This is a genomic window from Nocardioides furvisabuli, from assembly GCF_021083185.1.
Classification (GTDB): domain Bacteria; phylum Actinomycetota; class Actinomycetes; order Propionibacteriales; family Nocardioidaceae; genus Nocardioides; species Nocardioides furvisabuli.
On sequence record NZ_JAIGQB010000015.1, the window covers coordinates 1 to 26,019 of the forward strand.

General features: G+C 68.1%; 27 protein-coding genes. 13 read left to right on the plus strand and 14 right to left on the minus strand.

What is annotated here, in order from left to right:
- From K4G59_RS19385 to K4G59_RS19395, 3 genes are all read left to right on the plus strand, one after another.
- On the plus strand, positions 1–2,867 hold a 2,867-nt coding region (locus K4G59_RS19385; RefSeq protein ID WP_231252710.1), incomplete at its 5' end, for an AAA family ATPase.
- Between the two features lie 118 nt (positions 2,868–2,985).
- A complete protein-coding gene (locus K4G59_RS19390) occupies positions 2,986–3,306 on the plus strand; it encodes a hypothetical protein (protein WP_231252711.1) in 321 nt (106 codons plus the stop codon).
- Positions 3,307–3,717: 411 nt separating this feature from the next.
- Positions 3,718–5,010, plus strand: coding sequence for a tetratricopeptide repeat protein (locus K4G59_RS19395; RefSeq protein ID WP_231252712.1), 1,293 nt, complete (start codon positions 3,718–3,720; stop codon positions 5,008–5,010).
- A gap of 248 nt (positions 5,011–5,258) precedes the next feature.
- On the opposite strand, the gene K4G59_RS20705 is transcribed toward K4G59_RS19395, so the two are convergent.
- The 3 genes from K4G59_RS20705 to K4G59_RS19410 are packed head-to-tail and all read right to left on the minus strand — an operon-like array spanning position 5,259 to position 7,911.
- Positions 5,259–6,668 (minus strand): metallophosphoesterase family protein, encoded by a 1,410-nt coding sequence (locus tag K4G59_RS20705; protein ID WP_372461840.1) that lies wholly within the window; start codon positions 6,666–6,668, stop codon positions 5,259–5,261.
- Positions 6,647–7,552, minus strand: coding sequence for a cation diffusion facilitator family transporter (locus tag K4G59_RS19405; protein WP_231252714.1), 906 nt, complete (start codon positions 7,550–7,552; stop codon positions 6,647–6,649). Before K4G59_RS19405 ends, K4G59_RS20705 begins: the two co-directional genes overlap by 22 nt.
- Positions 7,552–7,911: an ArsR/SmtB family transcription factor gene (locus tag K4G59_RS19410; protein WP_231252715.1), complete on the minus strand. Its 360-nt coding sequence runs from the start codon at positions 7,909–7,911 to the stop codon at positions 7,552–7,554. The genes K4G59_RS19405 and K4G59_RS19410 overlap by 1 nt, the downstream gene beginning before the upstream one ends.
- Positions 7,912–8,118: 207 nt before the next feature.
- Here K4G59_RS19410 and K4G59_RS19415 point away from each other — a divergent pair, with 207 nt between their 5' ends.
- Positions 8,119–9,060 carry a VldE C-terminal domain-containing protein gene (locus K4G59_RS19415; protein ID WP_231252716.1) on the plus strand — a complete coding sequence of 314 codons (942 nt, stop codon included), beginning with the start codon at positions 8,119–8,121 and terminating at the stop codon, positions 9,058–9,060.
- A 2-nt stretch (positions 9,061–9,062) separates the two neighbouring features.
- Here K4G59_RS19415 and K4G59_RS19420 read toward each other — a convergent pair whose 3' ends face one another.
- Positions 9,063–10,007, minus strand: a complete 945-nt coding sequence (locus K4G59_RS19420; RefSeq protein WP_231252717.1) for a peptidylprolyl isomerase — start codon at positions 10,005–10,007, stop codon at positions 9,063–9,065.
- 67 nt (positions 10,008–10,074) lie between these two features.
- On the minus strand, positions 10,075–10,575 hold the full coding sequence (locus K4G59_RS19425) for a DUF3093 domain-containing protein (protein WP_231252718.1): 501 nt from the start codon (positions 10,573–10,575) through the stop codon (positions 10,075–10,077).
- Between the two features lie 269 nt (positions 10,576–10,844).
- Between K4G59_RS19425 and resB the strand changes: the two genes are divergently transcribed.
- The 6 genes from resB (at position 10,845) to K4G59_RS19455 (ending at position 17,390) form a co-directional block, all read left to right on the plus strand.
- Positions 10,845–12,404, plus strand: coding sequence for a cytochrome c biogenesis protein ResB (resB, locus tag K4G59_RS19430; RefSeq protein WP_372461841.1), 1,560 nt, complete (start codon positions 10,845–10,847; stop codon positions 12,402–12,404).
- Positions 12,401–13,312 carry a cytochrome c biogenesis protein CcsA gene (gene ccsA / locus K4G59_RS19435; protein WP_231252719.1) on the plus strand — a complete coding sequence of 304 codons (912 nt, stop codon included), beginning with the start codon at positions 12,401–12,403 and terminating at the stop codon, positions 13,310–13,312. Before resB ends, ccsA begins: the two co-directional genes overlap by 4 nt.
- 169 nt (positions 13,313–13,481) lie before the next feature.
- Positions 13,482–14,015 (plus strand): copper resistance CopC family protein, encoded by a 534-nt coding sequence (locus K4G59_RS19440; RefSeq protein ID WP_269210476.1) that lies wholly within the window; start codon positions 13,482–13,484, stop codon positions 14,013–14,015.
- 29 nt (positions 14,016–14,044) lie between these two features.
- Complete coding sequence (locus K4G59_RS19445; protein ID WP_231252721.1) at positions 14,045–16,069, plus strand: bifunctional copper resistance protein CopD/cytochrome c oxidase assembly protein; 2,025 nt, start codon at positions 14,045–14,047, stop codon at positions 16,067–16,069.
- Entirely contained in the window at positions 16,066–16,431 is a 366-nt protein-coding gene (locus K4G59_RS19450; protein ID WP_231252722.1) for a BlaI/MecI/CopY family transcriptional regulator, read from the plus strand. The genes K4G59_RS19445 and K4G59_RS19450 overlap by 4 nt, the downstream gene beginning before the upstream one ends.
- 92 nt (positions 16,432–16,523) lie before the next feature.
- On the plus strand, positions 16,524–17,390 hold the full coding sequence (locus K4G59_RS19455; protein WP_231252723.1) for a M56 family metallopeptidase: 867 nt from the start codon (positions 16,524–16,526) through the stop codon (positions 17,388–17,390).
- A gap of 37 nt (positions 17,391–17,427) precedes the next feature.
- On the opposite strand, the gene K4G59_RS19460 is transcribed toward K4G59_RS19455, so the two are convergent.
- Genes K4G59_RS19460 through K4G59_RS19475 form a run of 4 tightly spaced genes read right to left on the minus strand, consistent with a single transcriptional unit; the run spans position 17,428 to position 20,048 of the window.
- Positions 17,428–17,961, minus strand: coding sequence for a TlpA family protein disulfide reductase (locus K4G59_RS19460; RefSeq protein ID WP_231252724.1), 534 nt, complete (start codon positions 17,959–17,961; stop codon positions 17,428–17,430).
- A 44-nt stretch (positions 17,962–18,005) separates the two neighbouring features.
- A complete protein-coding gene (locus tag K4G59_RS19465) occupies positions 18,006–18,788 on the minus strand; it encodes a cytochrome c biogenesis CcdA family protein (protein ID WP_308189444.1) in 783 nt (260 codons plus the stop codon).
- A gap of 10 nt (positions 18,789–18,798) precedes the next feature.
- Complete coding sequence (locus tag K4G59_RS19470) at positions 18,799–19,386, minus strand: vitamin K epoxide reductase family protein (RefSeq protein WP_207081467.1); 588 nt, start codon at positions 19,384–19,386, stop codon at positions 18,799–18,801.
- Positions 19,383–20,048: a DsbA family protein gene (locus K4G59_RS19475; RefSeq protein ID WP_207081466.1), complete on the minus strand. Its 666-nt coding sequence runs from the start codon at positions 20,046–20,048 to the stop codon at positions 19,383–19,385. The genes K4G59_RS19470 and K4G59_RS19475 overlap by 4 nt, the downstream gene beginning before the upstream one ends.
- Positions 20,049–20,161: 113 nt before the next feature.
- On the opposite strand from K4G59_RS19475, the gene K4G59_RS19480 reads away from it, so the two are divergent.
- The gene (locus K4G59_RS19480; RefSeq protein ID WP_231252725.1) at positions 20,162–20,875 is read left to right on the plus strand and encodes a hypothetical protein; all 714 of its coding nucleotides are present in this window, start codon (positions 20,162–20,164) and stop codon (positions 20,873–20,875) included.
- Between the two features lies 1 nt (position 20,876).
- On the opposite strand, the gene K4G59_RS19485 is transcribed toward K4G59_RS19480, so the two are convergent.
- On the minus strand, positions 20,877–21,233 hold the full coding sequence (locus K4G59_RS19485) for a hypothetical protein (protein ID WP_231252726.1): 357 nt from the start codon (positions 21,231–21,233) through the stop codon (positions 20,877–20,879).
- On the opposite strand from K4G59_RS19485, the gene K4G59_RS19490 reads away from it, so the two are divergent.
- Together K4G59_RS19490 and K4G59_RS19495 are read left to right on the plus strand one after the other, a co-directional pair.
- The gene (locus K4G59_RS19490; protein ID WP_231252727.1) at positions 21,232–21,408 is read left to right on the plus strand and encodes a hypothetical protein; all 177 of its coding nucleotides are present in this window, start codon (positions 21,232–21,234) and stop codon (positions 21,406–21,408) included. The genes K4G59_RS19485 and K4G59_RS19490 overlap by 2 nt on opposite strands.
- Positions 21,409–22,731: a hypothetical protein gene (locus K4G59_RS19495; RefSeq protein WP_231252728.1), complete on the plus strand. Its 1,323-nt coding sequence runs from the start codon at positions 21,409–21,411 to the stop codon at positions 22,729–22,731.
- A 78-nt stretch (positions 22,732–22,809) separates the two neighbouring features.
- Here K4G59_RS19495 and K4G59_RS19500 read toward each other — a convergent pair whose 3' ends face one another.
- From K4G59_RS19500 to K4G59_RS19515, 4 genes are read right to left on the minus strand one after another with little or no spacing between them, the layout of a single operon-like run.
- The gene (locus tag K4G59_RS19500) at positions 22,810–23,454 is read right to left on the minus strand and encodes a methyltransferase family protein (RefSeq protein ID WP_231252729.1); all 645 of its coding nucleotides are present in this window, start codon (positions 23,452–23,454) and stop codon (positions 22,810–22,812) included.
- Positions 23,447–24,136 carry a cation diffusion facilitator family transporter gene (locus tag K4G59_RS19505; protein ID WP_231252730.1) on the minus strand — a complete coding sequence of 230 codons (690 nt, stop codon included), beginning with the start codon at positions 24,134–24,136 and terminating at the stop codon, positions 23,447–23,449. The genes K4G59_RS19500 and K4G59_RS19505 overlap by 8 nt, the downstream gene beginning before the upstream one ends.
- On the minus strand, positions 24,136–24,918 hold the full coding sequence (locus tag K4G59_RS19510; protein ID WP_231252731.1) for a cation diffusion facilitator family transporter: 783 nt from the start codon (positions 24,916–24,918) through the stop codon (positions 24,136–24,138). The genes K4G59_RS19505 and K4G59_RS19510 overlap by 1 nt, the downstream gene beginning before the upstream one ends.
- A complete protein-coding gene (locus K4G59_RS19515) occupies positions 24,915–25,322 on the minus strand; it encodes an ArsR/SmtB family transcription factor (protein ID WP_443685932.1) in 408 nt (135 codons plus the stop codon). The genes K4G59_RS19510 and K4G59_RS19515 overlap by 4 nt, the downstream gene beginning before the upstream one ends.
- Positions 25,323–26,019: the final 697 nt, after the last annotated feature.

Sequence of the window (26,019 nt, forward strand, 5' to 3'; positions counted from 1 at the left end):
CGCAGCTCCACACGCACGTCGTCATCTCCAACAAGGTCAAGACCGCAGAGGACGGGCGGTGGCGCAGCCTGGACGGACGGCCACTCCACGCGGCCGTGGTGGCGCTGTCGGCTCACTACAACGCGGTACTTGCTGACCGCATGACCCGCACCTTCGGGATCGAGTGGGAGCAGCGCGACAGAGGCAAGAACCACAACGTTGCCTGGGAACTGGAACCCGTCCCGGAATCGCTCATCCACGAGTTCTCTGGCCGATCCCGGATGGTCGATGAGGAGACCGACCGCCTGATCGAGGAGTACGTCGCCCGCCACGGGCGCCGCCCCTCCGCCACGCGGATCATCGAGCTGCGAGCAAAGGCGACCCTGGCCACTCGTCCCGAGAAGATCATCCGATCGCTCTTCGACCTCACCACCGAATGGAGGAAACGGGCGCACCCGATTCTCGGCGCCAGCGCAGTTGAGTGGGCACGCAGAACCACCGCGGGTCCTTTCGCCCGCCCAACCCTTCGGGCCGACGACATCCCGCTCGACGCCGTGGCCGAGGTGGGCGCCTCGGTGCTCGGGGCGGTCAGCGAAAAGCGGTCGACGTGGCGGCACTGGAACCTCTGGGCCGAGGCGTCCCGGCAGACGATGGGATGGCGCTTCGCCAGTGTCGAGGACCGCGAAGCAGTAGTGGGGATGGTCGTCGATGCTGCGAAGGGGCAGTCGCAGTCCCTGACCCCGCCGGAGCTGGCCATCAGCCCCGAGGTCTTCCGGCGAAAGGACGGCTCCACAGTGTTCCGACCGCGGCACTCGGTGGTCTTCACGTCCGAAGCGCTGCTCGCGGCCGAGGACCGGTTGCTGGCTCGATCGACCAACCTCACGGCTCCGTCAGTCAGCCTTCACCTCCTCGAGCGCGTGGCTCTCAGGCAACACCTATTGAGTGCTGAGCAGGTCGAGACGCTCGCACGGATTGCCGTGTCCGGCCGGCAGGTCGACCTTCTCGTCGGTCCTGCCGGCGCAGGCAAGACCACCGCCATGCACGCTCTGAAGACAGCCTGGACGATCCAGCACGGGAAGGGCAGTGTCGTCGGGCTTGCCCCGAGCGCTGTCGCCGCTCAAGTGCTCGCCGAAGACCTCGGCATCGGGTGTGAGAACACCGCCAAGTGGCTGCACGAGCACGACCGCGGGCGGGCGCAGTTCGAGAAAGGACAGCTCGTGATCATCGATGAAGCCACACTCGCCGGCACCTCGGCTCTCGACCGACTCGCCGCTCTAGCGTCAGGGGCCGGGGCGAAGGTGCTGCTGGTGGGGGACTGGGCGCAGCTCCAGTCGGTCGAGGCAGGAGGGGCGTTCACGCTCCTGGCCTCCGCCCGTCCCGACACTCCTGAGCTCACCGAGGTCCATCGCTTCACCAACGAGTGGGAGAAGGCCGCGTCGCTCGACCTGCGCTTCGGCCGCGTCGAAGTCGTCGGCACGTACGCCCAACGCGACCGGGTCCGCGAGGGCACCACCGACGAGATGGTGGACGCTGCCTACCTCGCCTGGAGTGATGACGTCCAGGCTGGTCGCGCCGCGATCCTTGTAGCAGACGCGACCGAGACCGTGAGGTACCTCAACACGCGAGCCCGCGCCGACCGCATCGCCGGTGGCGATCCGGCGGGAAACATCGAGGTAAACCTCGCCGACAGCACCCGAACGTCGATCGGTGACCTTGTCATCACCCGCAGAAACGACCGCCGTCTCCCGACGACGGGTGGCGGATGGGTCCGCAACGGTGACCGCTGGCGCGTCACGGGTGTGGGTAAGGACGGCTCGATGACCGTCCAGCGTCTCGGCGTGAAGGGGGAGAGCGTGACGCTGCCAGCGGCGTACGTCGCAGTGCACGTCGAGCTCGGGTACGCCGTGACGGCTCACCGCGCCCAAGGCATCACCGTCGACACCTCGCACGTCGTCGTCTCACGCGCCACCACCCGCGAGAACCTGTACGTCTCCATGACACGGGGGAGAGAAGCGAACATCGCGTACGTCGCACTCAACGAGCCAGACGAGGTTCACGCCCCGCCGGAGCCCGACGAAGTGAACGCCCGGACTGTCTTGTACGGGGTCCTGAAGCACTCTGGCGCGGACCTGTCCGCCCACCAGATGATCGTCGAGGAGCAAGAGAGGTGGTCATCCATCGCGCAGCTCGCGGCGGAATATGAAACCATCGCCGCCGTTGCCCAGCGGGACCGCTGGGTCGGCGTGGTGGGGAATTGCGGCTTGACCGACGAGCAGGTCGACCGAGTTCTCGGGTCCGACTCGTTCAGTCCGCTCACTGCCGAATTGCGGCGTGCCGAAGCGAACGGTCACGACGTCAACCGGCTCCTGCCGGCGCTCGTGGCACAGCGATCACTTGAGGACGCTGAGGACGTGGGAGCTGTGTTGATCAGCCGACTCCGCAAGAAGGCACTCCCCGAGCGTGACAGGAGAGCTGCTCACCATGGGTACATTGCCGGTTTGATCCCGGCGGCCAGGGGGCCGATGAGTTCCGAGATGATGATCGCGCTCACAGAACGACACACGCTGATGGAGTCGCGGGCCGCCGCATTGGCCCTCAACGCAGTGGAGGTCGACGCGTCCTGGCTCAAGCGCCTTGGGACGCCACCTAGGAGCGACGCAGACCGCAGACGCTGGCTCAACGAGGTCAGGACTGTCGCCGCCTATCGCGATCGCTACCAGGTTGACGGTCGGAGCGCTCTCGGAGAGGTCCGACACACAGTGCAGAACTTCGATGTCGACCGAGCGAGGCAGGCAATCCGGCGGGCGCGGGCGATCGCTGGCGACACGGACCGCACGCAGAACGGCGGTGACCTCAGCATCGATCGACAAAGACGGGCGCTCGTCTAACCGGCCGGGTCCACAAGATTGTCGTACGGGACTTGTCCACAGGACCGGCACGCCCGCGCCCGTCCCTTCGAATGTGGTGTGCAAGGTGCGGTGAAATCGTCTCGCGAGGGAGGCCTCCATGCTTGCACTGCTGTGGAACGCCAGCGCTTGCGTGCGCAGCTACCTGCGCTCGCACATGCCCACCAACCGTCTCGTCGACTGGCTCCGCACCCCGGGCGGCATGAGGTGGGCAGTCCCCGTTGCCGTGGTCGCGATTCCGGCCTACCTGTTCGCCATGAGCATCTGCGCCACGCTCGTTGAGCGAGGCGGTCCTCGCTTTCTCAACTGTCTGGTGGGGGTCTTCGCTTGGAATTCCATCAAGTTCGCCGTTCTGGGGCTGTGGGCACCAGTACGTACCTTGACCCGGTGGCTCGCGAAATGTGGCGATCTCGACGGGTGAACCATGTGGCCCCACGCCCGGAGGGTTCGCTGGTTCAGGAAGCCGGTCCCAGGCGGATCATCGTCTGGTGACGTGTCGCCGCTAGCTGTCAGTGCGGTGCCGCCGGCGCCCGTCACTGCCGGATGCCGCGGTCTGCGGGGGTAGAGCCCCCGGCGCCACCCGCCTTCACAACTATCGGCTGGTACATGAACGTCATGCCCTGGCATGCGCGAGCGTCGATGTCCGACGCGGCGGCTGCCGGCTTTGCGTCAGTCGTCGCCGACGTCGAGATGTTGGCGACGCGCTGTGTGCAGAGGCACTCATGTGGGGCCGCCGACGTCGGGGACCCACCAATCCGAGCCCCACCGCGCACCGAACATCTTGTGACTTCAGACGTTCCACGGGAAGGCCTTGCACATGCGCAGGACCGCGATGGCGATCGGCGTCGGACTCGTCCTAGCGATCTCCGGTGGGATCGGCGTCGCGACGACGTCCGACGAACCGGCAGAGCGGCCAGCTCCTGCCGTGGCCCGCGTGGTGCCGGACTCCGGACAAGACCTCGAGGCCGCCATCATCTCGCTCCAAGACACCCTGCGCCGAGTGCCGAAGGATCATGCGTCCTGGGCCAACCTCGCGGTCGCCTACGTCGAGCAAGCGCGCCTCACCGGCTTGGCGTCCTACTACAAGATGGCAGAAGAGGCCGCCTCGCGGTCGTTCAGCATCGAGCCCGACGAGAACTTCACTGCCTTGGCGGCCCGCGCGGCGATCGAGTCGGCCAAGCACGACTTCGATGCGGCACTCGCGAGCGCGGAGGAGTCCCTGGGCATCAATCCGTACGACGTGGGCAGCCTCGCGATCCGCATTGACACGCTCACCGAACTCGGCAGGTACGACGACCAGCTACGGGCGCTCAGGATCGCCGATCGGCGTCGGCCGAGCACCGCAATCGCAGCTCGCTACGCCTACGCGTACGAGCTTCGGGGCGAGCTCGACCGGGCCGGCGACATCCTGCGCGACGCAGCAGCGAACGGTGGCGGTGCGGACCGCGGGTACCTGCTGACCCTGCGCGCCGACATCCTGCGCAAGCAGGGGCGTCTTAAAGCTGCGGGACGTGACCTCGAGACCGCGCAGCAAGTAGCGCCGAAGATCCTTTTGTCGCTCGTCTCCACTGCGCGCCTGCAGACAGCGCGCGGGGACCTCGAAGGAGCGGTCGAGACGTGGCAGGACGTCACTGCCCGACAGCCGCTGCCTGAGTACATCACCGAGCTGGGGGAGCTCCTCGATCACTTGGGCCGAACGGAGGAGGCTGAGGCGCAGTACGACGTGGTCCGGGCGACGATCGACCTCCTCGACGCCAGCGGTGTGGGGAGTGACCTGGAGACTGCGATCTTCGAGTCAGATCACGGGTCCGTTGAGCAAGCACTCGTTCAGGCCCAGGCAGAGTATTCGCGGCGCACGAGTGTCCACGTCGCTGATGCGTACGCGTGGGCTCTGCACCGCGCCGGTCGTGACGCCCAAGCGCTCCCGATCGCGCGTGCGGCCACGCGCCTCGGCACGCCCGAAGCCAGGTTCTGGATCCACCGCGGCACCATCGAGGCCGCCCTCGGGATGACCCGCGCCGCACGTACGCACCTGCGGCGGGGACTGGCCACCGACCCGGGAATGTCGCCGTGGCAGCGAGACGAAGCCCTCGCGACGCTCTCCAGGGTCCGCAGCGACCGCTGAGGTCCGCCTCAGGTCCGCCGCTCACCGCTGGGGCGGGTGCGTGCTGGGTGGTCAGCCAGACCGGATTCCGGGGATCGACCGCTCCTCGGAAGAGACCCGGACGCAACCGATGGCGGGGGAGCGAGTTTGCACGGCTGAACCTGACACGAACATCCGTGGGTGCCAGGGATCGGTGCCGGAGGCGGCGCAAGCGGCGTCAGGTCTGTTGAGCTTCGCCGCCGAGACGTTCGCAGCCGCGTTGCGGTGAGTCACTCGACTGGATCGAGGATGCCAGCTGTCCTCTGCACGGCAAGGCCACCATCTGGCGTTCGCCGGGCGCTCAATGTCCCGGTGACGATGGAGGGGAACCGGTAGCTCACGGCGGCGGGAGCGCCGAGCCGCGACGTCGTCCAGAGCCGGTCGGTGAAGTCCATCTGGCCGCGGAACTGGTGGTTCTCGAGCACCAGCTGGCGACGAGTGGCCTGGCCCAGGATGTACGACGCCTCTCCGCGGTAGAACAGGGAGCCGTGAGCTACCTGCATGATGCCGTCACGGATGTTGACCGACTGGTCATGGACCTCGCCGCAGAGATAGACGTCGACGCCGCCATCGACCATCGCCTTCCACAGCGGGGAGCTCGTCCCGCGCTCGTAGCGGAGCCGGCTTGAATTGCGGTGGCGGACCGGCCCCGTGATCGGGGTGTGGCCCTGGACGACGACCCAAGGAACTCGTGCCTCCCGCGCCCCTCGCAGCACCTGCCGCAACCATCGCAGCTGTGCCGCATCGACCCGCATCCGGACGTCGTCCTGCGAGCGTGTGAACGGATCGATGGTGACGAGCAGCACGTTGGGGTCCAGGCGGGTCGCATAGGCCGTCCGTCGAGCCTGCCCTGAGCTTGGACGGTCGGGCCACCGCCAGGCGCCATCACGTGTCCGGAGCAAGTGATCGGAGTACAGCTTCTTGAGCTCGTCCACGTGGTCGAGCTTGAAGTCGATCCACTCGTCGCCCCTCCTGGCCCATGGATTGTCCCCGATCTCGTGGTCACCCAGCGCCGGAAAGGGCGTCAGCCCGTGTCTAGCGAGGCGTCGGGCCCACGACCGGTAGTACACGTCCGCTGCCGCGCGCGCGGCGTTGAACCGCTGGGAAGGTGTCTCGATCGGCCCGAAGACGCCGGCGCCGGAGTCGTCGCGACCCCATCGACCCTCCACGAGGTCACCTGCCACGAGGACGTCGCGCGCACCCTGGGATCGCATCTCGTCGAGCATCTCGAGCAGGGCGTCCTCGTAGGACGCACTGGTCGAGTTGGCGACGCGGCCTGAGGTCGGGTCGGGCACTGGTCGGCCACCCCGGTCGGTCAGGTCCGCTACGTCCTGGTTGAGGAAGTCGGGCGCAGAGATGAAGCGGTACGCGCGGGGGAGCCGAGGCGCAGGAGGCACCGCCGGGCGACCCCTGGGGTCGTCCGGTGCCCAGTCGTGGCCCTGTGAGCGGTCGCCACGTGGTGTCTCGTCCTCGGCTGGGGGGACCCCCGCCGAGCCGTCGTCCACCACCTCCGGGGACTGGAAGGCCGGGGCCGCCAGAACCACCGCGCCGACGACGACCGCTGCGACCAGGAGCGCCGCTCGTTTCGTCGCCCGGGGCGATCGCTCGCCTCGCAATGTCACCAGGTCGCCTCGTTGCACGCCTTCGACGCACGAGACTCGACCTGGAGGGTCGCGTGCTCGATCTGGTGCTTCACACGCATCACGCCTCGCGCCTCTTCCAGCACGGCCTGGGCCGACTCGGTGTCGGCCACCACGAGATGGGCAGTAGCGACGTACATTCCCGAGGTGAGTGTCCAGACGTGGAGGTCGTGCACGTCGACCACACCTTGGGTGGACTCCAGGTCCTGGACGATCTGGTCCAGCTCCATACCCTGCGGGACGTGCTGACCCAGGACGGCGAGCACCTCCCGACCCAGCACGACGGCACGGACGGCGACGAAGACTCCGATCGCCAAGGCCACGAGAGTGTCCCACCAGCCTCGCCCGGTAGCCGCGACGAGGATGCCTGCGGTGATGACGCCGACGCTGCCGGCGGCATCTGCCACCACCTCGTAGTACGCCCCCTTGATGTTGAGCGACTCGTCGGCGCCGCCACGCAGCAGCACGATCGACACCACGTTGATGAGCAGACCGATGGCCCCGACCACCAGGACGGGGCCTGCCTGGACCTCCACGTCCTGTCCCAGGCGCGCCAACGCTTCGACGACGACGTACGCCGACACGCCGAGCATGATGAGCACGGTGAAACCCGAGGCGAAGATCTCGGCGCGGTACGAGCCGTAGCTGCGTCGTCCCGACCGGTCGGGACGGGCCGCGAGCTTTGTCGCAGCGAGCGCCGCTCCCAGCGCTACCACGTCGGCGGCCATGTGTCCGGCGTCAGAGATGAGCGCCAACGATCCGGAGATCAGACCGACCGCGAGCTCCACGGCGAAGAACGACCCGACGAGGCCGAAGGCGACCACCAGGCGCCACCGGTGTCGCGCACCGGCGTGGCCCGTCCCGTGTCCATGCCCGGCGCCCATCAGCTGCCCTGCCTGTTCTGCCTGTCGTCGTGGAGTCGGTGCACCAATGCCACCTGTTCGGAATGATCTGCGTGGTCGGCGTGGAACAACGCCTCGTCCAGCAGCCGGTGCACGTGCTCGTCGGCCGCCGTGTAGTAGGCGAAGGTTCCTTCCCGCCTGACCTGCACCAAGCCCGCCAGGCGCAACTTTGCGAGGTGCTGGCTGACTGCGGAGGAGCTCGCGCCCACGCGCTCAGCCAGCTCGTTCACGGATGACTCACCGTGCAACAGGGCCCACAGGATCCTGATGCGCTTGCGATCGGCCAGCATCCTGAACGCCTCGACCGCCAGGTCGACCTGATCGTCCGTCGGCATCTCCATGCGCTCGCTCCGCTTAACCATGAGACCCACCATACCTGCAAAACCGCGCATATACGCAATCAGTTTGGTTCCAGCGAGTTGGCCCGATCGACCCGTCGTCCATACTATGGCCGATAGTAGGACCTCGGCGAGTGTGCTTCGGGTGAGCTCAGATCGTGAGGTCCATCGTGGACACCCATGGCGACATGCGAACCAACAGGAGGCGGAATGGCGCGCTCTCGACGGACGGCCAAGCACGCACGGCGCCGGGAGCGATCGCTTCCCCGTGCGGCCTTCGTCGCTGGCCCCGTCGCGATCGTCGCGACTGGTGTGGTGGTCGGACTCGGGGTGCAGAACGTCCCGGTGCCGGCGCCTGACTTTGCGGCGACAGACGCACTGTCGCCACCGGTCTCGTCGACAGACTCACCGCGCGAAGGTACGGCCTTGACGCGTGACCCTCTCGTATCGCGAAGCGAGCGCCGGCCCGCGCGTCCCGCCGCTGGGGCAGGCGCCAGTCCCGCGGGCGCCAGTCCCGCGGGCGCAGCCACGCTGACCCCGGCTGCGAAGATGATGCGCCCAGCGGCGATCAGGCGAGCGGTCGAGTCGGCAGACACCACTCAGTGGACGACCACGGACCTCAACCTCTGGACCGCGCCAGGCGAGAAGGCGGAGCAGGTCGGCCTGCTGGACGCATCGGTCAAGGTCTTGCTGACCGGCCGTGAGCTCGGGGGGCGCCAGGAAGTCGTCGTCGACGGGAAGGCGCGTTGGGTGACGGCCGGATACCTCAGCGTGGAGAAGCCTTCACCGGAGCGCGGACTGAGCGGACGATGTGACAACGGCACCTCGGTGCCGGCCGGCGTGAGCTCGAACATCCGAGCGGTCCATCAAGCGGTGTGCTCCAACTTCCCGGAGATCACGACGTACGGCACTCTGCGGAGCGACGGCGAGCACGCGCAAGGCATCGCCGTCGACATCATGGTGTCGGGTGCCCGGGGGTGGGAGGTTGCGGAGTTCATCCGTGCGAACAGTTCGGCGCTTGGTGTGAGCTACGCGATCCACGCAAGGAACATCTGGTCCGTGCAGCGCTCGGCCGAAGGCTGGCGGGGGATGGAGGACCGCGGTTCGGCGACCGCCAACCACTACGACCACGTCCACGTGACGACCTTCTGAGGTCAGCGTTCCTCGATGGTGACCGACTCGATGAACAATCGTTCCGCGTAGTCCTCGCCGCCCATCCCAACCCGGTCCAGGGAGGTGAGGGTGTCGATGACACCCATTCCGCTCTGCACGCGCCCGAGCACGGTCTGGGTCCGCTGGGTCTCGAAGCCGGCGTCGAACGCTTCGCCGTAGGCGATGTAGAAGTCGCTCCCCGCGGTGTAGGGGCCTTCGCTCGTGGTGGTCACCGTTCCGACGGGGTAACCCCTGCGCTTCGCGAAGGCAAGCTCGTCCGGCAGTCGATAGCCGATGTCCCATCCGACCGTGTTGTCACCGCTGCCCGCCTGGGCAGCTGCCACCCCTCCGAAGTCACGGAAGAAGAGGAGGCCGTCGTAGAAGCCCTCCCGGGCAAGGAAGACGAACGAGTTGACCGCGACAGGGGCGTGCTTCTCCAACAGGTCGATGGTGATCGGGCCGCAGGAGGTCTCGACTCGTGCGACGTAGTCGATCCCCTCGCGAAGCACCTTCGCGGGACCGCCGGGATAGCGGGGGCGGGTGGCCCGGGCATTCGCCGGTGCTCTTCCCGCACACGCCACCGGGCGATCGTCGGGCGGTGGCTTCAGCCCGCTGCGGACCGGGGTGCCGGCTGGGACGGTGTAGTCCTCGGCTATGGCGTCACCGGCTTCGATCGCCTTGTTGACTTCGGCGGCCTGGGCCTCGCGAGCCGCTTCTTCCGGGATCAGCTTCGCCGGCTCACTGGCGGATTCCCCGACCGTCTGCGGCGGAGCGTCGCGAGAGGTAGAGATGACTGCCGCTACGACGGCGAGCGTCAGGGTGAGCACCGCTGCTGCGGCCATGAGCAGCACATTGCGACGGCGGCGCTGGGCCAGCTGAAGCTGGTCGCGTTCCCACTGCTCGTGTTCTGCCCTCTGGCGGGCCTTCCGCTGCTTGCTGCTGCTCACGTCTCTCTCCTCGAGGGGCGCCGTGCGGACACATGCGGCCTCGCTCGTGCGGGAGCGGCCTTCTGGTTCAGGGTAACGGGGAGCGCCCGGCGCTGAGCGCCGCGGCCAGCTCCGTGGCTCGACGAGAGCTGAGGAGCCAGTACGGCGCGGGGTCCGTGGGATCGTCGATGGTGATGCGGACCCCGGTGGCGATGTACGGCCTGAGCAGCAGATAGGCGCGGGCGTTGGCGTCGCGTCCTGCTGCGAGCCGCATCTGAGGCGCACTCAGTGATGTCGCAGGCCCGAGGAACGACCGTCGGATACGAGCTCGACCGGCGTAGAGCCACTCGTCCGTGACCACGATCTGTGGTGCTCCGAAGGAGCTCAACAGGGCGATGAGAAGGAGGAAGAGCAGCCCTGTCACCGACCACGCGAGCGTCTCCGGGACGGCGACTGCCATCGCGAGCCAGAAGCTGGCAACCAAGAGCGATCCCAGCGCCCACCAGCGGGTCGGAACTCTGAGCCGCTCGGCGTACACCGGCGCTGTGCTGTCGTTCTCGTTCCGATCCACAAGCCTTCGACGACGCAAGGCGGCTCCTTCGACGGGTCTTGCTGTCCGCCCGCCGCGGCGTGCGCGGGCGCTCCCAAGACGTACTACGCAGAATAGTAGACGTCGGGACGACCCGAATCCCGCGCGCGTCGCCGGTGACAACCTGCGCTGGGCGCCTGGCCGCCTGTCTGCCGCGGACGGGTCAAGCCCGAGAGTCAGGCATGTCTACTATGCGCGATAGTATGTAGTCGATGGACGTCGCACAGCAGGACCACACGCTTGAATCGGAGGACGCCTCCGGGTCTGCGATCAGCGATCCCGCGTCCCCCGTTCGACCGCGTCCCACCGAGCTTGCGGGCTGGGCGCGCTGGGCGTGGCGCCGACTCACCTCGATGCGGACGGCCATCGTGCTGTTGGTGCTGCTGGCCCTCACTGCGGTTCCGGGCTCTCTCCTGCCGCAGAGAGGTGTCGCGAGCGACCCCGCGGCGGTGGCGAACTTCTACCGCCAGCACCCCGACCTGTCCCCGTGGCTGGATCGCCTGTCCCTGTTCAACGTCTACAGCGCTCCGTGGTTCGCGGCGGTCTACGTGCTGCTGCTGGTCTCCATGACTGGCTGCGTGGTGCCGAGGTGCGCCCAGTTGTGGCGTGACTTCAGAGCCGCACCGCCCCCGGCTCCGCGACGCCTGTCACGCGAGACGGGTCATCGACGTGGTGACGCCGCGGCAACGACCGACCCGTTGAACGCTGCGGCTGCCTACCTGCGTGCCCGGAGGTTCAGGGTCACCAGCACAGGCCACGAGGTGCGAGCCGAGAAGGGGCGCTCGCGTGAGCTCGGCAACCTCGCGTTCCACCTCTCGCTGCTGGTGCTGCTCTTCGGTGTTGCCGGCGGCAAGCTCTTCGGCTACGAAGGTCGCGTCGCACTTGTCGAAGGCACCACGTTCGCCAATGTCGCCTCCTCGTACGACGCCCTGACGCCCGCGCCATGGGCGGATGTGAACGGGCTCGAACCGCTGGAGGTGACTCTCGATGACTTCGAGGCGGAGTTCGAGACTGAGGGCGCCCGGTTCGGCGAGCCGCGCTCGTTCGAGGCGGCGGTCTCCTACGAGGGCGACGAGGAGAACGGCACCTTCACGGTTCGCCCGAACCGGCCCCTCGACATCAACGGCACGAAGTTCTTCCTGACCGGTCACGGCTACGCGCCTGAGCTGACCGTGCGGGACGGCAACGGGGACGTCGCAGCCTCGGGGCCCACCATCTTCCTGCCCGTGGACCAAGCGTTCACCTCCGACGGCGTGGTGAAGGTGCCCGACGCCCGCCCGGCCCCGCTGGCGCTGCAGGGCCTCTTCCTTCCCACGGCGGTCGAAGGGCCAGACGGCATGGGCGTCTCCGCGTTCCCGGACCAGGTCAACCCGATCGTCCAGCTGATGGCCTTCACCGGCGACCTCGGTCTCGATGACGGGACCACGCAATCGGTCTACGAGCTGGACTTCACCGACCTCGAACAGGTTCGCGACGGAGAGGGGAAGCCGTGGCGGGTGAGGCTGGCTCCGGGGGAGACGGTGCGGCTGCCCGACGGACTCGGCTCCGTGACCTTCGACGGTTTGTCGCGCTTCGCCAACTTCCAGGTGGCTCGCGACCCGGGCAAGGAGGTTTCGCTGGTCGCGGCGATCCTGCTGATGCTCGGTCTGACGGCATCGCTCGCTGTGCCTCGCAGACGGATCTGGGTCCGACGCAACGACGACGGGACTGTCGAGGTCGCCGCACGGTCGCTCTCTCGACGGCCAGTGCCGCCCGGTGAGCTCCACGCCCTGGCATCTGCGATCGGTCTGTCGCCCGCAGATGGCCGCCAACACAAGGAGGAAGAATGACGTCATTCGACGCAGCGGCACTCTCTGATGCATTCGTGACGTCGGCTCTGGCGGTCTTCTCGCTCGCCCTCGTCGTGTTGGCCCCCGCGGCGGCCCTGTCCCGCACCCGGACCCGGACGGCGCCCCTGTCCGTCCCGGTCCCTGCCCTCGAAGGACCCAGAGACGCACCGGCGCTGCGGTCGGCGCCGACGCACGGCTCGACCCGACTGGCTGGAGCCGGTCAGGCCGGAGTGGTGCTCGGCACGATCCTGGTGTGCCTGGCAGTCGTGGCGCGCGGGGTGGCGGCAGGCAGAGCCCCGTGGGGGAACATGTACGAGTTCGGACTAACAGGGTCCGCAGCGGTCGCAGTGGCCTTCCTGATCTACAGCCGCCGACGGCCTGTTGGAGGTCTCGCGCCGTGGACGGTCGCGCTCGTGCTGGTGCTCCTGGGGGTGTCGGTCACCTCGCTCTACACCCCGGTCGACGACCTGGTGCCGGTCCTGAACTCACGGTGGCTCGTGGTCCATGTCGCGGCGGCCATCGCAGCAGGAGCCCTGTTCACCGTCGGCGCGTTGGCGACCGTCGCCCAGCTCGTCCGCCAACGCCGCGGCGGGAACGACCAGGAGGACCACTTCGGGGCACTCGCCCACACGGTCCACCTCGTTGCGTTCCCCATCTGGACGTTCGCCGTCATCGCTGGTGCAGTGTGGGCCGAGAACGCCTGGGGGCGCTACTGGGGCTGGGACCCGAAGGAGACGTGGGCGTTCATCACGTGGGTCTTCTACGCCGCGCACCTGCACGCACTCTCGACCGTCGGGTGGCGACGTCGGGCCGGCCTTCTCGCGATCGCCGGGTTCCTCGCCTTCCTCTTCAACTTCTTCGGGGTCAACCTCTGGATCCCCGGCCTCCACTCGTACGCAGGAGTGTGACCATGGACGGCAATGCGATCTCCACCATCATCCTCGGTCTGATTGCCACGATCGGCACGGGCGTCGTGCTCTACCTGGTGTCGAGGGCGAACTGGTGAGCCCCGTCAGAAGGGCCCTTGCCATCCTGATCGCTGCGTTCACCCTCGCCGGTTCCTCCGCAGGACTGGTGATGTCGCCGGCGAACGCGCACACCGAGCTAGTCGATTCGGTCCCGTCTGACGGGGCCGTGCTCGATGAGGTCCCACGCGAGGTGCGGCTGCAGTTCTCGGAGGAGATCGAGGCGAGGCTCAGCACGGTCAACCTGCGCGCCAGCGACGGGGCGATCGTGACTCTCGAGCTCCGCGGCGGGGCAGCCCCCAGCACCCTCGTGGCACTGCTTCCGAGCTCGTTGCGGCCGAACGCCCGTTCGGCGACCAGGTGGAGAACGACCTTCCGAGTCGTCTCCGCCGACGGTCACCCGGTGGTAGGAGCGGTCGACTTCGTCGTACGGGCCGGTGGCGGCCTGCCGTCCGAGGACCCGCAGCCCAAGGACCCAGGCCGTGGCGCAACCACCTCGGACGTCGAGACGGATGCGACGGCGACTCCTGCCCGGGATCGGGGGGAGTCTTGGCCGCTTGCGGTGCTCGGCGGCGGGGTGCTGGTGCTCTTGGCCCTTTCTGTCTGGACCATCATGCGGTTGGCGCGCCGCAACCCGGCCGAATGAGATGGGCGCGTCGGGCCGGGGTGCCTTGGGTGGTGTTTGCGCCTGTCGTGACGGTGATGATGGCGCTCGTCGCCGCGGGTCTGTCGGGCGGGCTGTCGCCGCTCGGCGTCGAGGGCCTGCCTGATCCGGGTGCTCTCACCCGCGTGGGCTTGCCCGTGGTCCAGGCGATCCGTGACCTGGCTGCAATGGTGACGGTGGGGGTGCTGGTCGTCGCTGCCGTGTGCATACCGCCGTCTCACGGCGACACGAAGTCGCGGCTTGGGTCGGCGCAGCTGCGCCTGGTGGGATGCGCGCAGCTGGCGGCCACGGCGTGGTCCGTGTCGGGGATCGTCCTGCTGGCGCTGGTCTACTCCGATTCCGCCGGAAGCGCCATCGGGGTGCCCGGATTCGCCAGCCAGGCTGCTTTCTTCGCCTTGGAGTTCGAGCTCGGTCGCTACGGACTCTGGGGCGTCGGCGCGGCCGGTGCGGTGGCGTTTGCGTGCACCCTGGTCCGTCGGATCGGGGGAGCGGGCATCGCCGCGTTCATGGGTCTCATGGCCCTCTGGCCGATGGCCCTGACCGGGCACGCAGCCAGCAGCCTCAACCACGACGAAGCCGTCAACCTCCAGTTCTTCCACCTCGTCGGCACCAGCGTCTGGCTCGGCGGGCTCGTCGCGCTGGTGCTGGTGCGGCGACTGCTGGGCGACTCGCTGCTCGACTCGGTGCGCCGCTACTCGAGCCTGGCCGGATGGTGCCTGGGCATCGTGACGATCTCGGGAGCCTTCGGGGCGTGGCTACGCCTACCGTCGCCGGCATCATTGTTGTCCTCCTACGGGGTGATCCTCGGGGCAAAGCTCGCCGCTGTCGCGATGCTGGCGGCGGCCGGCTGGTGGCACCGTCGCCGCACCCTCGCCGCCGTGGCACGCGGCGCGGACCTCGCATTCTGGCGACTCGCCGGCGTCGAGCTGGCAGTCCTGGCGGGCGCAGCCGGACTGGGAGTCGCGCTCGCCCGCACGGCCCCACCTGTTCCGCAGGAGCCGCCACGCCCCCTCACTGCAGCCGAGTCCCTGTTGGGGAGGCCGCTGCCCGTGCCGCTCGATGCCTCGCAATGGATCACTGCGTGGAACGTCGACGCGCTCTTCCTCCCGCTCGGGGTCGCCGCGATCGCCTGGTACCTGCTGGCTGCCCGACGCCTGCGACGGCGAGGGGATACGTGGTCATGGTTGCGCACCGCGTCGTGGCTGGTCGGGTGCTTGCTCTTCCTGTGGGCCACCAACGGTGCGCCGGGGACGTACGGCCGCGTGCTGTTCAGCATGCACATGGTCCAGCACATGACCGTTGCGACCGCGGTTCCGGTCTTCCTGGTTCTGGGGACACCGATCACGCTTGCGTTGCGGTCGCTGGCGCGCCGCGGTGACGGATCGAGAGGGCCGCGGGAGTGGGCGCTGAGCGTGAGCCGCTCCCTACCTGTTCACGTGCTCGGGCACCCCGTCGTGGCTGCAGGGATGTTCGTCGTCTCCATGGTGGCGTTCTACTACACCTCGGCCTTCGAGATGTCGCTGGAGTCCCACACCGCGCACGTGGTGATGACCGTGCACTTCCTGCTCACCGGCTACCTCTTCACCGAGAGCGTGGTCGGCTCCGACCCTGCACCCCGACGTACGCCGTATCCACTCCGCGTGCTCCTCATCTTGGTCACGTTCGGCTTCCATGCTCTTTTCGCCGTCAGCCTGATGTCGAGCTCCACGGTGCTGGCAGCTGGCTGGTTCGAGGCCCTCGGCCGACCGTGGGGTCGGTCGCTGCTCGACGACCAGTACGTCGGCGCTTCGATCGGCTGGGTGATGGGGGAGTACCCGATCCTCATCATGGCTGTCGCCCTGATCGCAGGTTGGGTGAGAGCCGATCGTCGTGAGCGCCGACGGTACGACCGTCAGGAGGAGCGAGGAGGCGACAAGGAGCTGACGGCGTACAACACCTACCTGGGCCAGCTGGCACAGGCGGACCTGACACACAGACGCCTGCCTCCTACGATGGAAGCTCGTAGCAAGGATCGGGAGAAGGGGCAACGCAGGTGAGGCAGCTGGGTCAGCTCGAAGCCATGGTGATGCAGCACCTGTGGAGTGTGGGGAATCCCGTGTCCGTGAGAGAGATGCGAGAGACGCTCACAGAGGAGCGTGAGCTCGCGTACACCACGGTGATGACCGTCATGGACAACCTTCACTCGAAGGGCCTCGTGACGCGGCAGAAGCACGGCAAGGCCTACCTCTACTCACCTGTCTCCTCGCGGGACGAGCACACCGCGGCCGTCCTGCACGAAGTTCTCGCCGACAGTCAGGACCGCACTGCCGCCCTCCTCCACCTGGTCGGGAAGATGGACCGCGACGAGGCCGCAGACCTGTTGTCGGCGTTGTCGGAGCGAGTGGACGACGCGCCGTGACCGCCGCACTCCTGCTGGTCGCCTTCGCGTGTCTCGCGTCCTCGCTCGGACGGTGGCTGTTGAGTCGATCATGGGCAGCACGCTCTCCCCGGGTGGCAGTCATCGGCTGGCAAGCACTGTCGACGTCGGTGATGGCGTCCATCCTGCTGGCCGCGATCGCCCTGGCGCTCCCGTTCCTTCCGCTGAGGTTCTCGTTGGCCTACCTCATGGGCGCCCACACGCTCACGATCGTCGAGCACTACGAGACGCCTCTCGGTAGCTGGCCCGGCGTCCTGGGCCTCGCGATGGTCGCGTGCCTCACGGCGATGCTCGTCACCACGACGGTCCGCAGCGTCGCGCGGACACGCAGGGTGCGTCGATCACAGCTTGATGCACTGGCTCTCATCGGTCGGCGCGATCCGGGTGGCTTCACCGTGATCGAGCACGAGGTTCCCGTCGCCTACTGCCTGCCGGGCAGTGGGGAAGGGACTGTGGTGCTGTCTTCAGCGGCGATCGCCCTCCTGGGCGATCGTGAGCGCGAGCTGGTCCTGGGCCACGAGCGTCGTCACCTACGAGCGCGACACGACCTGGCGCTGGCCTACTCGGGGGCGCTGGCCAAGACCTTCCCGTGGGTCCCGCTCTTCGGGGATGCGCACGAGCAGACCGCCGTGCTCCTCGAGATGGCAGCAGACGACGCCGCCATCAGCCCAGCCGACCGTCGTTCGCTCGCCGCTGCCATCGTGGCGCTGGGAACGGGCGCCCGTCCGGAGGCAGCTCTCGCCGCAAGCGACACCGCTGCTCTGGCGCGCGTACGACGACTCACCTCGCCGGCCGGGTCTCCCGTCAGAGGGCTTGGTGCGCTGGCAGGGACTGCCGTGGCGCTGGTGCTCGCGCTGCCGCTCGGGCTTGCGCTCGCCCCCGCAGTGGAGGCCGCCACGATGGATTGCTGCACAGTTGCCGACGTACCTGCGCACGACTGACAATCCCTCCGGCTCGGCGCTCCAGTCCGAGTCGCCCTCACTGCGCGTCTTCCACGAGGCCGATGAGCGTGGCGGCGTCGATCTGCCCGATCACCCGAGCCGCGACGGTGCCCTCGGCGTCGATCACCACCGTGCTCGGCACCGCAGCCGCAGTCAGCACGCCCCCGAACGCCAGGATGGCGGTGGCGCTGTCATCGGGATGGATGCTGGGATAAGGGATGTCGAAGGCTCGCTCGAACGCTCGGGCGGCGTCAGGACTGTCCCGCACGTTGATCCCGTAGAAGGCAGCGCTGGGACCGAGCTTCCGGGCCGCCTCGACGAGCTCTGGAGCCTCGGCCCGGCACGGACCGCACCACGACCCCCAGACGTTGACGACCGTCACTGTCCCGCGCAGGCTGTCGCTGCTCAGGCGAGAGCCGTCGAGCAGTTCGGCATCGAAGGACCCGACGGTGGTCCGCTCGCCCGTTTCGTACTGCTGCACTACGTCGCGAGCGCCTGAGGAACGGCTCGGGGAAGTCTGATCTGCCGCCATGGACTGCGCGAACACAACCCAGCAGATGATGCCGGTCACGACGACCGTCGAGATGAAGAAGAGGCTCCTGCGTGGACGAGTGTTCACAGCGGGGCCTGCCAACCGAGGACGAGCACCTGCATGGCAGCGATTCCCTGCGACCACAGCCCCGTCACCTGCAGAAGTCCCACGATGACGAGGAGGACCCCACCCCCACGAGTGATGAGCGCCGAGCGCTCGCGGACCCAAGCGAAGACCCGCATGGAACGCGTGAGCGACATTGCCGCGAGAAGGAAAGGGAGGCCGAGCCCGATCGCGTAACCAAGTGACAGGAGCGCTCCGCGCCCGGCAGTCGCCGTCGTGGTGGCGAGGGTGAGCACCGCTGCGAGCGCGGGCCCGATGCACGGCGTCCAGCCGACGGCGAAGACGGCGCCCAGCAGCGGCGCGCCGGCGAGCCCGACACGAGGGACGATCCGCACCCGCACAGTGCTACCCAGCACGGGGAGTCGCCCGGCGACGCCGGCGAAGAGAATTCCCAGGGCGATGGTCAGCACTCCAGCCAAGCGCACGACCAGCTCCTGATGGACCAGGAGCCGGGCGCCGAGCGATCCGAAAGCCACGCCGTAGCTGGTGAAGACGACAGCGAAACCGAGCACGAACAGCGCTGCGCCGAGCACCGTGCGGGAGCGACCGCTCGGCGCGCCACCACCGAGCTCGCGGGTGACCTGCGACTCGCTGCCGGCCATGCCTGCGACGTAGGACAGGTAGCCCGGTACCAACGGCAGCGAGCAGGGTGTGAAGAACGACAGCAGTCCCGCGGTGAAGGCGATCGGCAACGCGATGAGCATCGAGCCATCGAGTATCGCGCCCTGGGCGCCGCCGATCACGCTCGCACCCTCACAGGAGCGTGGACCAGTAGGACCAGAACCGCTCGCCGACCAACCCGAGCAGGACGAGGAATGGCACGAGAAGGATCGGCGCGTGCCATTCCGCCGACACGACGGACGCGCGGCTGCGCCGCAGCTTCTCGCCGAACGCACCGCCGGCCAGGTTGCGCAGAGTGACGTACCAGAACATCGGGATCACGACCGCCCACACGACCATGCAGTAGGGGCACAAGGCACCGATGCGGTAGATGCTCTGGAACGCCAACCAGGCCACGAACGCCAACGCTGCGGTGACGCCGACCTGGAGCCCGAGCCAGTACCAGCGTGCCAGCCGGGCGCCGGCCAGGACGGCCACCCCGGTGGTCACGACGACCGGGAACGCGGCGACGCCGATGATCGGGTTGGGGAATCCCAGCAACGACGCCTGCGCGGTCTCCATCACCGACCCACAGCTCAGCACGGGGTTGAGGCTGCAGGTGGGCACGTAGTCGCTGTCCTGCGCGAGCCTGATGCGTTCGACGAGGAGCACCGCAGCAGCGATGAAGCCGACGACCCCGCCAGCGGTCAGCCCCCAGGCCAGGCGACGGTCACTGCTCACTCGGCCAGGGCCTCATCGATCACCGCGGTGAAGTCCTCGACGGTGCGCGGCTGGAAGAGCTCGCCGTCGACGAAGAACGTCGGAGTTCCTGACACACCCAGCGACTCACCATCAGCCACGTCGCGGGCGACCCGGTCGGCGACGTCCTCGGAAGCGACGTCGGCGTCGTACTGATCCATGTCGAGACCCAGGTCCTCTGCGTACGTCCTGAACAGCTCGTCCTTCGGCTCCTGCGACTCGCCCCACTCTGCCTGGGTCTCGTACATCTTGCTGTACATCGCCTCGAGCTCGCCCTGGCGCGCGGCCGACTCCACCGCGCGCGCGGCCGCACCAGAGTTGACGTGCCCGGGGAGCGGGAAGTACCGGATCACGAAGGTGACCTCGCCGGCGTACTTCTCCCGAAGGTCTTCCACGATGGGGTAAGCGGCGCCGCACGCCTCGCACTCGAAGTCGAGGAACTCGACGAAGGTCACATCGCTGGAGCCCTCCTCTCCCAGCACGTGGCTGTCGTCCCGAACGATCGCTCCGTCCGCGATCGCGCGTGAGACCTCAGCGGATGCCGGCTCGTCGCCTCCTCGCACCTGGTTCACCACGAACACACCGACGATCGCGATCACCACGACCGCGGCGACGGTCAGGGCCGCCTGGCTTTGCTTGCGCACGTCTGTCACCTTCCACGGGGTCTACTATTCGAGATAGTAACAAGGGCGGGAAGCCGTCCTGGTCCGCGGCCACCCACCTACGAGTCGACAAGCCAGTGCGAGAGGATCGGTCCGTGAACGACCTCCTCGTCAGTCCCGTCCTGCGGGCAGCGCGGGGAGCGGTGACGGCTGTCGTGGCTGTCGGCCTCGGAGTCGCGGCTCACGTCGCGGGCGGGGGAAATCTCCCGTCTGCGGCCTGGATGACCGCGATCGTGCTGGCGCTGGGCTCGGTCTGCATCGCGTCGATGGGCCGCCCGGCGGGCTTGCTCCGCCTTGTGGTCCTGGTCGGTGGGGGACAGTTCGCCACCCATCTGGTGCTCACTGCTTCTGCGGGTCACGGCGGAGGCCATCCTTCTCGTGGCCCGGCCTTGGTGCAGTCGATGCCATCGACAGACGTCGGCGCAGGTCGCCGCGGGTCACTCCGGGAGTTGACGGAGGTCCGTGTCGAGCCGGATGCCGGCGGCGACCTCGTCGTACCTCACTGGTTCACCCACGTCGTCAGTGACCTCACCGGCCCCAACGCCGCAATGGCCCTCGCTCACCTGGCAGCGGCGGGCGTCGTCGCGTGGTGGCTCGCGCAGGGCGAACGCGCGCTCTGGACCGTACTGGTGCTGGTGGGCTGGTCCGTGGCCCATGCACTCCTCCGGGTCACCGTCCGGAGTGACTGTGCGGCCGTGGTGGAGCCCGAAGTGGGCCCATGGAGCGTCGGCGCCCAGCGGCCAAGTCGGCTGCGCAACCCCCTCGCCGGTGGCTTCGGGCGACGCGGACCCCCGTTGACTGCGATCTGACTTACGACTTCATGCGCACGTACGCCGCGGAGCGGCGTCCGTAGGCGTGCCCTGCCCCGTCCCGATCCAGGAGATCTGCTATGTCCACACTCGTCCGTTCCACGAAGACCTTTGCGGCACTCGTCGCTGCCACGACCGTCCTCGCTGCGTGCTCCAGCAGCGAGCCAACCAGTGAGCCGACCACTGAGCCGACCTCGTCCGCCACGCCGTCGATCTCCCCAACCCCCACGCCGAGTGACACGGCGACGGCGGAAGAGGAGCCCACGCCGGCCGCACCCGAGCTGCTCGTGAGGATCGATGGCCCGAACGTCCAGCCGAACGCGGAGGAGATTGAGCTGGAGACGGGGGAGAAGCTCATGATCGAGATCCAGTCCGACCGTGCCGGGGAGCTGCACGTCCACTCGACGCCGGAGCAGTACGTCGAGTTCGACGCCGGACGGACCAGCGCACAGCTGGTGATCGAGACTCCGGGCAGCGTCGAGGTCGAGGAGCACGACACCAGTGCTGTGGTCGCCCTGATCGAGGCACGCTGAATGAACCAGTTCATCCTGCCCATGCACGGTCTGGGCGGCGGTTCCGACCTGCCGATCCCGGCCTCGATGGCCATCGCCGCCGGCACCGCAGCGCTGACCCTGTCTTTCGTCGTCCTCCTGCTCGCTTGGCGGACACCGCGCTTCGCCGGCGGCCCAGACCGTCAAGTGCCGATCGTGCTGGTGCGGATCTTCGACACTGCCGGTTGGTCGCTCCTACTGCGTGCGCTGGGGCTGCTCTTCTTCTGCTTCATGCTGTGGCCCACGCTCTTCGGGCCCGACACCCTCATCAACCCGATCTTCGGTGTGGTCTACGTCTGGCTGTGGGTGGGCCTGGTGCCTGCGTCGTTGTTGTTCGGTCGGTTCTATCGGGCCGTGAGCCCTGTCCGGACGCTTCACCTGCTGGTGTCCAGGGCAACGGGCCAACCACCCTCGCGCGGGCTCCGGGACTACCCGGCACGTCTCGGCTACTGGCCCGCAGCCATCGGGCTGTTCGCCTTCGTGTGGCTCGAGCTGGTCTCTCCGGACTCGACGTACCTGGGCCCGCTCAGGCTGTCCATCGCCATCTACGTGGCGGTGATGGTGGTCGGCAGCGCTGTCTACGGCGATCGCTGGCTCGAACGGGCCGACCCGTTCGAGGTCTACTCCACGCTGCTGGCCCACCTGTCCCCTTGGGGACGGGACGCCCGCGGCCACCTGGTGTGGGTCAGTCCGCTGCGGCATCTGTCGCGCATCCCCGCTGACGGCGGGCTCGTCGCCGTCGTTGCGGTGTTGCTCGGGAGCACCGCGTACGACAGCTGGCGAGACACCGCGACATGGATCCGTTTCCTACAGGGCAGCAACATCAGCTCGACCGTGTGGGGGACGATCGGGCTCCTGGTCGCTGTCGCCATCGTCGGCGTGACGTTCGCTGCCGCTTCCATGGCCACCGGTGTGGGTGGCGTCGACCGCAGGCAGCTGCCCGGCCGTCTGGCGCACTCCGTCGTCCCGATCATCGTCGGCTACATGGTCGCCCACTACCTCAGCTTCTTCATCCAGACCGGGCAGCTGACGCTGATCCAGCTGAGCGACCCGATGGGGGTCGGAGCAGACCTGTTCGGTACGGCTGACTGGGAGGTGAACTACTGGCTCGCCCAGAACCCGACCTTCCTGGCCACGACCAAGGTCCTGGCCATCGTGGCCGGACACGTGCTCGGGGTGATCGCGGCCCATGACCGTGCGTTGGAGGTCCTGCCCAAGAAGCACCAGGTCACGGGTCAGCTCCCGCTGCTCCTCGCGATGGTGCTCTACACCTTCATGGGCCTGTTCCTGCTGTTCGGCGCCTGAGAGGCACGCTCGAAAGGCCTCCGGTCCGCGGCTCTACCGGTCACGACGCATGTTCGATCACGAGCATGGGAGCACTGTTCAGTCGCAGGCCCGAGGCTTCGTCAGACGTCCAAGTCCGGGTAGGAACCGGCCCACGGAGGCCGCGTACGACTCGTACCTTGTGGCGTGGGTGCGCAGGAGGTAGGGCTCCTCGACGACTCGCACCTGCAGCTGCAGTGCCACGACGAGCAGGACGAACCCGAGCATTGCCACCAGGTTGGGGACCATGAGCCCCAGGCCGAGCCCGGTGGTGGCCATGGCGGCGAAGATGGGGTTGCGAGTCAGCGCGAACGGGCCAGTAGTGACGAGCTCGGTGGTCTCGGTGTCGTCGACGCCGATGCGCCAGCTGGTGCCCATCGCGAGCTGGGTGGCGACGGTGGCCAGCACGCCGGCGAACGCCAGGGCGGCACCCAACAAATGAGTAGTCGCTCCGTCAAGGACCGCGACCGGCTCGAGTCCGAGGAGTGCGGTGATGGGCCCAAGGACGCCGGCTACGAGCGCGACGGTGAACAGGACTCCAGCCCACCACTCGGGGGAGCCGAAGCGGCCGGAGATGCCTCGCCATCCGGTGTCGCCGGTGCGGCGCCACTGCACCCAGGTGCGCAGCCCGAACCCGACGCCCAGGTAGAGCGCGTAGACGGCCAGTGCGGCCACGGCGACCGCGTCGTTGTCCAGCTCAGTCATCATCCTCATCCTGCTCGTCGTCGTCGTCCTCGACGAGTTCGCCTTCCCACGCCTCGCGACCCTCGTGGATGGCGAACGCGGCGATGACGAACCCGGCCACCGGGTCCAGCCATGCGGCGCCGGTGAGGGCGTACAGGCCCAGCCCGATGAGCGTGGAGATGCTGAGCAGGACGCAGATGCGGGTCTCTGCGGCGTCGGCCAGGATGAGCGGGTCTCCGCCGAGCTGTTCTCCGACGCGGCGCTTGGCCCGCGCGAGCAGCGGCATCACCACCACCGACGCGGCGAGCAGCACGATGCCGACCATCGAGTTCTCCGGCGGCTCACCCTCGAGCAGCGACCGGATGCCCTCGAACACGACGTACGCGGCCAGCACGAAGAACGTGACCGCAACGGCCTTCAGGGTCCGTCGCTCCTTGGCCTCGTCAGCTTCACCGTGGCGTAGACGTGCTGCGAGCCGCAATCCCACGAGGACCGAGGCAGCGGACTCGATGCCGGAGTCCAACCCGAAACCGACCAGGGAGACAAGCCCGGCCATCAGGCCGACGGTGATGGCCACCGCACCTTCGACGACGTTGTAGGCGACGGTGAACTGTGCCAGCCGGAGCCCGCGACGCGTAAGCCGTTCGGTCTCCGCGTCGGTCAGTGCAGCAGCCCTTGGAAGATGGTTCGTGGGTCGCGACATCAGTGCCGCCGGTCGAGCTGGAACACGTCGACAGCAGGCGTCGTGTGGTCGGTCTGATCGGTGGGTGTGCAGCAGCCGTCGGTGCAGGTCCCGCCGCTGCAGCATCCGTCGGCGGCGTCGTCTGCGCCGAGGCCGACGGGCCCGCAGCCGCAGTTCTCCCCGCGCCACGCCTCGCGGCCCTCCTTAGCCGCGACCGCAGCGATGATGAGGCCGGCGACGGGGTCGGCCCAGGACCAACCGAGGGTGGCGTTGAGGACCAGCCCGACGAGCAGCACGGCCGAAAGGTAGGTGCACAGCAGCGTCTGCGTGGAGTCCGCGACCACCGCGTTGGAGCCGAGAGCCCTGCCGGTGCGCCGCTGGGCCCAGGACAGGAAGGGCATGATGACCAGCGACGCCGCAGCCAACGCGATGCCGACCGTCGAGGTGTCGGGGTCGTGGTTGCTGAGCAGCGCACGGACTGACTCGAAGGTGACGTAGGCGGCGAGTGCGAAGAACGACAGCGCCATCAGGCGCAGGGCCTGTTGTTCGCGGGATTCGGGCAGGCGGTGGCGGAACTGCCACAAGATGATGAGCCCGCTGGAGACCTCGACGATCGAGTCCAGACCGAACCCAACGAGCGCGACTGATCCCGCGACGAGCCCCGCCGTGATGGCGACAACGGCCTCGATCCCGTTGTAGGCCACCGACGCTCCGGCCAGTAGTTGCGCCCGGCGGCCTAGACGGCTGCGGTCCTCGGGGGAGAGGTCTGCTGCGCGGGAGCGGGCGGTGTCGGGCGAGCTCATCTGGCGTCCTTGGTGTCGTCGGGGGAGAGGAGGCTGTCGGTGCCGTAGTTCGGGCAGAGCGTCACTGCCTCACCTGTGGCGGCGAGTAGCCGTTCGGCGGCGACCCACAGGTCCGTCAGCGCCTCCTCGTGGTTGAGCGTGTACACGGTGGCGCGGCCCTCGGGCCGGGACGTGACCAAGCCGCAGTCGCGCAAGCACGCGAGATGCTTGGAGACCGTCGACTGGGCCAACGCGAGGTGAGCGGTCAGGTCCACCACCCGGTGCTCGCCCAAGGCGAGGTGGCGCAGGATCGCGATCCGGGACGGGTCGCTGAACCCGTGGAAGAGGCACGCTGCCGCAGCGAGTCCGTCGACCGCTTGCTCGTTGCGCGGTGATTGACCGCTCGGGATCTCTGTCATCGCCATATGGCGATGGTTTCGCATGAGTTGCCGTTCGTCAAGACAGCCTGCCGGTGGCGTTGGCCGCACTGCTCGACGTCGAGGGCGTGCTCTGCCAGCGCGCGCGACCGGCAGCTTGGCCAGATAGTGCGTCCTCAGGCGTCTGGGGCAGCCCCGCTGTCCGCCATCCGGCCGCGTACCTCGGCCCGCTTGCGCGCCAGCTCAGCGAGCCGGTCCGATGCGGCCTGCTGCTGGCGCATCGCCGCTTGGCAGGTGGAGTGACCCGCGCCATCGGCTCGGCGAGCGTGGCTCCGTGGCGAACGGCCTCGGTGAGAGCGCCGTGCAGTAGATCGTGGAAGCGCAGATCCTCGCGTCCGGCGACGCGACGAGCGCCGCGCGGGACTCGACAAGTCTCCACTTACTCTCCAGAAACCATCGGCAGATGACCCGAGATGACCCCATGTAATCTGGACCAGCAAGTCGCACAAGCCCTTGAAATCACGAGGGAACCCGCAAGAACTCCGGAGTCAGGGGCCTTGGAAAAGTGGGCCTGATCCCTACAGGGGGTCGCAGGTTCAAATCCTGTCAGCCCGACGTTGTGATGTCGCAGGACATTGGAATAGCCGGACCTACGAAGTTGTAGGTCCGGCTATTGCTTTGTGGGGCCGGGTGGCCGTCCGGTGGGCTGGTAGTCGCGGGTGGGGTCGAGTTCGAGTTCGCGGAG

Excerpts from the sequence above, each read along its gene's own strand:
- K4G59_RS19390 (WP_231252711.1), top strand. The coding sequence starts at position 2,986 with ATGCTTGCACTGCTGTGGAACGCCAGCGCTTGCGTGCGCAGCTACCTG.
- K4G59_RS19395 (WP_231252712.1), top strand. The coding sequence starts at position 3,718 with ATGGCGATCGGCGTCGGACTCGTCCTAGCGATCTCCGGTGGGATCGGC.
- K4G59_RS19405 (WP_231252714.1), bottom strand. The coding sequence starts at position 7,552 with ATGGGCGCCGGGCATGGACACGGGACGGGCCACGCCGGTGCGCGACAC.
- K4G59_RS19410 (WP_231252715.1), bottom strand. The coding sequence starts at position 7,911 with ATGGAGATGCCGACGGACGATCAGGTCGACCTGGCGGTCGAGGCGTTC.
- K4G59_RS19415 (WP_231252716.1), top strand. The coding sequence starts at position 8,119 with ATGGCGCGCTCTCGACGGACGGCCAAGCACGCACGGCGCCGGGAGCGA.
- ccsA (WP_231252719.1), top strand. The coding sequence starts at position 12,401 with ATGACGTCATTCGACGCAGCGGCACTCTCTGATGCATTCGTGACGTCG.
- K4G59_RS19440 (WP_269210476.1), top strand. The coding sequence starts at position 13,482 with ATGTCGCCGGCGAACGCGCACACCGAGCTAGTCGATTCGGTCCCGTCT.
- K4G59_RS19490 (WP_231252727.1), top strand. The coding sequence starts at position 21,232 with ATGATCGAGATCCAGTCCGACCGTGCCGGGGAGCTGCACGTCCACTCG.
- K4G59_RS19485 (WP_231252726.1), bottom strand. The coding sequence starts at position 21,233 with ATGAGCTTCTCCCCCGTCTCCAGCTCAATCTCCTCCGCGTTCGGCTGG.
- K4G59_RS19495 (WP_231252728.1), top strand. The coding sequence starts at position 21,409 with ATGAACCAGTTCATCCTGCCCATGCACGGTCTGGGCGGCGGTTCCGAC.
- K4G59_RS19500 (WP_231252729.1), bottom strand. The coding sequence starts at position 23,454 with ATGACTGAGCTGGACAACGACGCGGTCGCCGTGGCCGCACTGGCCGTC.
- K4G59_RS19505 (WP_231252730.1), bottom strand. The coding sequence starts at position 24,136 with ATGTCGCGACCCACGAACCATCTTCCAAGGGCTGCTGCACTGACCGAC.
- K4G59_RS19510 (WP_231252731.1), bottom strand. The coding sequence starts at position 24,918 with ATGAGCTCGCCCGACACCGCCCGCTCCCGCGCAGCAGACCTCTCCCCC.
- K4G59_RS19515 (WP_443685932.1), bottom strand. The coding sequence starts at position 25,322 with ATGGCGATGACAGAGATCCCGAGCGGTCAATCACCGCGCAACGAGCAA.